General features: G+C 47.2%; 4 protein-coding genes. 3 read left to right on the top strand and 1 reads right to left on the bottom strand.

The window, feature by feature from the left end:
* Nucleotides 1-186: 186 nt before the first annotated feature.
* Entirely contained in the window at nt 187-1,803 is a 1,617-nt protein-coding gene (locus VN105_RS21670; protein WP_325644121.1) for a S41 family peptidase, read from the bottom strand.
* A 216-nt stretch (nt 1,804-2,019) separates the two neighbouring features.
* On the opposite strand from VN105_RS21670, the gene VN105_RS21665 reads away from it, so the two are divergent.
* From VN105_RS21665 to VN105_RS21655, 3 genes are read left to right on the top strand one after another with little or no spacing between them, the layout of a single operon-like run.
* The gene (locus VN105_RS21665; protein ID WP_325644119.1) at nt 2,020-2,868 is read left to right on the top strand and encodes a BadF/BadG/BcrA/BcrD ATPase family protein; all 849 of its coding nucleotides are present in this window, start codon (nt 2,020-2,022) and stop codon (nt 2,866-2,868) included.
* Between the two features lie 19 nt (nt 2,869-2,887).
* Entirely contained in the window at nt 2,888-3,706 is an 819-nt protein-coding gene (gene murQ / locus VN105_RS21660; protein WP_325644117.1) for an N-acetylmuramic acid 6-phosphate etherase, read from the top strand.
* 30 nt (nt 3,707-3,736) lie between these two features.
* Complete coding sequence (locus VN105_RS21655; RefSeq protein ID WP_325644115.1) at nt 3,737-4,300, top strand: hypothetical protein; 564 nt, start codon at nt 3,737-3,739, stop codon at nt 4,298-4,300.
* Nucleotides 4,301-4,314 lie beyond the last annotated feature (14 nt).

Here is a 4,314-nt window from a genome sequence, read left to right as displayed (position 1 = left end):
TGACGTTTTTTGTGTCAACTTATTTCAGGACGCTTCAGGATTTAAAAAAGATCAGGGAAGATAAAGCCGGACATCCGCTTCTATCTTCCCTAATCTTTTAAATCCAAAAAATAAAATCAAACTAATCAGTATAATCAGCGTAATCAATGTTCCAAGACAATTTCCTTCGCCGAAGGCGAAGAACAATTACTCCGCTGCGCCCTTTTCCTTAGCCACTACTTCGAGCGCTTTCTTTACCATCGGGTCTTCCGCATTGATGGCTTCGTAGAAACCCTCCGTTCTGTACAGCTGGCGGGCCAGCATAGCTTTGAGCCGGGTACGGATCTCAATTTCGTCGCGGGCGGTAAGATGATCGAGGCCAGGCACACTGTCTTTTTTAGCGTAGGCTTTGAAGTCGCCGATCAGTTCAGGCGTGGTCTGGAAGTTTTTGGTGAAATCCTCCGCGTTCTTATATGATTTGAAGGTTTCCCTGTGTGTAGTATAATATTGATACGCAAAGTTGCTGAATGTGTTGCGGGTATAAATGGCGGTTAAAGTAGGTGTGAAACGGGAGGTATCAAACGGGATGAAAATATCCGGAGTAATACCGCCTCCGCCATAAACAGGCCGGCCTGCCGCTGTTTTATAAAGTACGGTATCTGTTATTTTGATACTGTCTTTATTCACCATTTCTCCGTGGTGATAACGCTCAATGATATCATCATCATAATCGTCGTGTCCTTTGCCGTATGGCTTCTGGATACTCCTGCCGGAAGGGATATAGTATCGGGCTACAGTAAGGCGCAGGGCCCCGCCATTGTCCAGGTCGTACTGTTCCTGCACCAGGCCTTTCCCGAAGGTACGGCGGCCAATAACAGTACCACGGTCCCAGTCCTGGATAGCGCCGGCAAGGATTTCGCTGGCAGAAGCAGAACCCTCGTCGGTGAGTACTGCCAGGGCGCCTCTTTCAAAAAGGCCGGGCCGTTTGGTTTTATAATCGGTGCGTGGAAAATCTTTACCTTTTGTATATACGATCAGCTTCTGATCGTCGATCAGTTCATCTGCAATGCGGGTGGCTGCATCCAGGTAGCCGCCGGGATTCTGACGGAGGTCGATCACCAGCTTCTGCATGCCTTGTTTTTCCAGCTGCCGGATGGCTTTCATAAATTCATCGTAAGTGGTGGCGGAAAATTTGCTGATTTTGATATAGCCCACACCAGGCGCCGCCATGTAGCTGGCGTCTACACTATATAAAGGAATAACGCCCCGTTTAATGGGAATGTTAATCTTTTTATCTTGTCTTAATATAATTGTGTTCACGGTAGATCCTGCCGGGCCTCTCAGTAATTTACGGATCTTTTCCGGTGTAATGCTGTTGCCCGCCACCAGGCTGTCGTTTACTTTCAGGATCTTATCGCCGGTTTGCACGCCTGCGGATTCAGACGGGCCGCCGCTCAGTACACTCACCACGTTCACTGTATCTGCCGTGATATTAAATTCTACCCCGATGCCCTCAAAGTTTCCTTCCATATCTTCATTCACGCGTTGCAGTTCGGAAGGCGGTATATATATGGAGTGAGGATCCAGGTGGGTCAGTAACCCTTCTACGGCTTCCTGCTGTAACTCATCTGTATTAAGAGAATCTACATATTTTGCTTTGATGAGGTCCATTACTTCCTGTAACGGGCCCCTGTTGGGTTTGGTAAAAAATACAGTGGCGCCTCCATTGTTCGATCCAGGCATTTTATGTCCGAGGAACATTCCCAGGGCTAATACAACTGCAAAGAGAAGAGGTAAAAAAACATTCAACTTCCTGTTAGACATAATCAGATTATTATCCCGCTAATTTATATGACCAATCTTTGTATCCATGTAGCAAAAGCACCTGGCGGAAAGCAATGTGCTGCATACATGTATCATTACCATTTAAACTTAAAGCGGCCATTTGTTTTTATGAACCCCTTTTGTTTAAATTGTGACAAAAATAGCATAAATCGGGTGCAAACTTTTAGGATTCTTAAATTTCATAAATAACCGGATATGGGTGCTGGAATAAAGTTAGTGGCAGACAGCGGGTCTACGAAGACAGAGTGGGGCGTGCTTGGCGCCGGGGAGCCCCTGGTGTTGAAAACGCAGGGGGTAAGCCCGTTCTTTCAAACTGCGGAGCAGATAAAGGCTATCCTGGAAAAGGAACTGGCGCCGCAATTACCTGCCGGTAAACGGGTAACGGATGTGTTTTTTTATGGAACGGGCTTGTCGCAGCAAAAGAACCTGCAACTGGTATCGGATGCCATAAAGGCCGTTTGGCCGGACGCCGCTTACGATGTGCAGCATGATCTTATGGGCGCAGCGCGTGCACTTTGCGGCAACCAGGAAGGCGTGGTAAGCATACTGGGCACCGGCTCCAATTCCTGTTACTACAACGGCAAGGAAGTGGTGAAGAATAATCCAGGGCTGGGCTTTATCCTGGGGGATGAGGGTAGCGGCGCTTACCTGGGAAGAAAAGTATTACAATACTATCTCTATCATAGTTTTGATGCCGACCTCCACGCACGCTTCGAATTTAAGTATCACACCACCAAAGATGAGATCCTGGAAAGCGTATACCGTAAGCCGTTAGCTAACCGCTACCTGGCGGGGTTTGCAGAGTTCCTGTCGGAAAACCGCGAGCACTATATGATCCAGAATATCCTGGAAGACGGCCTGAACGATTTTTTCTTTAACCATATATATAAATACAGGGAAAGCTGGACTACCGCACTTCATTTTACAGGTGGAGTGGCCTGGCATTTCCGCGATATCATCAACGAATTGTGTGAGCTGTACGAATTGCCTATGGGCAAAGTGTTACGTACGCCCATGGAGGGTTTGCTGGACTATCACCGTTAATCATTTTCAACCTTTTAATATGTCATTTGTAAAAGTAACGGAACAGGCTTCTCATTACCGTCATCTTGAAAAGATGAGCGTGCAGGAGCTGCTGGCCAATATGAACAAGGAAGATCAGACCGTTCCGTTAGCCGTAGAAAAAGCGATTCCCCAAATAGAAAAACTGGTTACTGCGGTAGCAGATAAAATGCTGGCAGGTGGCCGCCTGTTTTATATGGGTGCCGGTACCAGCGGCCGTTTGGGTGTAGTGGATGCCTCTGAATGCCCGCCTACTTTTGGCGTGCCGCAAGGCCTGGTTGTGGGATTGATTGCCGGTGGCGACAGTGCCATACGCAAAGCCGTGGAGTTTGCGGAAGACAGTCGCACCCAGGGTTGGGAAGACCTGCAGGCGTATAATGTAACGGATAAAGACGTTGTGGTGGGCATCGCTGCCAGCGGTACCACCCCTTATGTAATAGGCGCGCTCAATGAATGCCGTAAGCACGGCATTGTTACAGGGAGCATCAGCTGTAACCCGGATACGCCGGTATCTGCAGCGGCCGACTTCCCGGTGGAAGTGGTGGTAGGACCGGAGTTTGTAACAGGCAGCACGCGCCTGAAAAGCGGCACTGCGCAGAAGCTGGTACTGAACATGTTATCTACCGCCGTGATGATCCAGCTCGGAAGGGTGGAAGATAATAAAATGGTGAACATGCAGCTTAGCAACGAAAAGCTGGTGGATCGCGGCGTAAAAATGCTCATGGAGCAATTGTCGCTCACCGATTACGAACAGGCGCAACAACTGCTGTTAAAGGCCGGCAGCGTAAAAAAAGCGGTAGACGACTTTACCGGAAAATGATCTGAAAACCTTTGTACCCATAAACCAGGTATGCACAACATAGAGCCATATTACAACTGGCGGCATTTGTACACCGCCGAAGAAGATGAGTATTCCCCATTTTACGGAAGGGAATACAGCGAGTTTGAATATTCCAATTCGGTATATAACTATTATATACATCCGCAATGGGATGAATTTGGCTCACGTAACCTGTACATGAAGATCCTCTTCACTGATTACCAGTTTAACTTTGTGGTCATAGAATTACTGGGAGAATGGAATGATGCCATTGATAACGATATCATGACCATGAAGCGTAATATCATCGACACACTTATTGCACAGGGCATCACAAAATTTATTCTCATCACTGAAAATGTAATGAACTTCCATTCTTCTGATGATTGTTATTATGAAGAATGGTGGGAAGATATCCGCGATGATGGCGGCTGGATAGTAAGCCTGAACATGCCTGTACAAACGCGCGAAGAATTTGAGAAAGCCCGTTTGCACTATTATGTTCACCTGCTGGACGACGATAAATGGCGAACCTATCAGCCTTTGCACCTGTTTAATATGGTGGATAACATCATGCTGAAACGGCTGGAATAATATTAATTTTCATT

It is taken from the genome of Chitinophaga sp. (genome assembly GCF_035564935.1).
Taxonomy (GTDB): domain Bacteria; phylum Bacteroidota; class Bacteroidia; order Chitinophagales; family Chitinophagaceae; genus Chitinophaga.
Note: the sequence above shows the minus strand (reverse complement) of the source record. Positions and strands in the feature narration are given on the sequence as shown.

Bases quoted from the DNA above. Each gene is read 5' to 3' on its own strand.
- VN105_RS21670 (WP_325644121.1), bottom strand. From the start codon at position 1,803: ATGTCTAACAGGAAGTTGAATGTTTTTTTACCTCTTCTCTTTGCAGTT.
- VN105_RS21665 (WP_325644119.1), top strand. From the start codon at position 2,020: ATGGGTGCTGGAATAAAGTTAGTGGCAGACAGCGGGTCTACGAAGACA.
- murQ (WP_325644117.1), top strand. From the start codon at position 2,888: ATGTCATTTGTAAAAGTAACGGAACAGGCTTCTCATTACCGTCATCTT.
- VN105_RS21655 (WP_325644115.1), top strand. From the start codon at position 3,737: ATGCACAACATAGAGCCATATTACAACTGGCGGCATTTGTACACCGCC.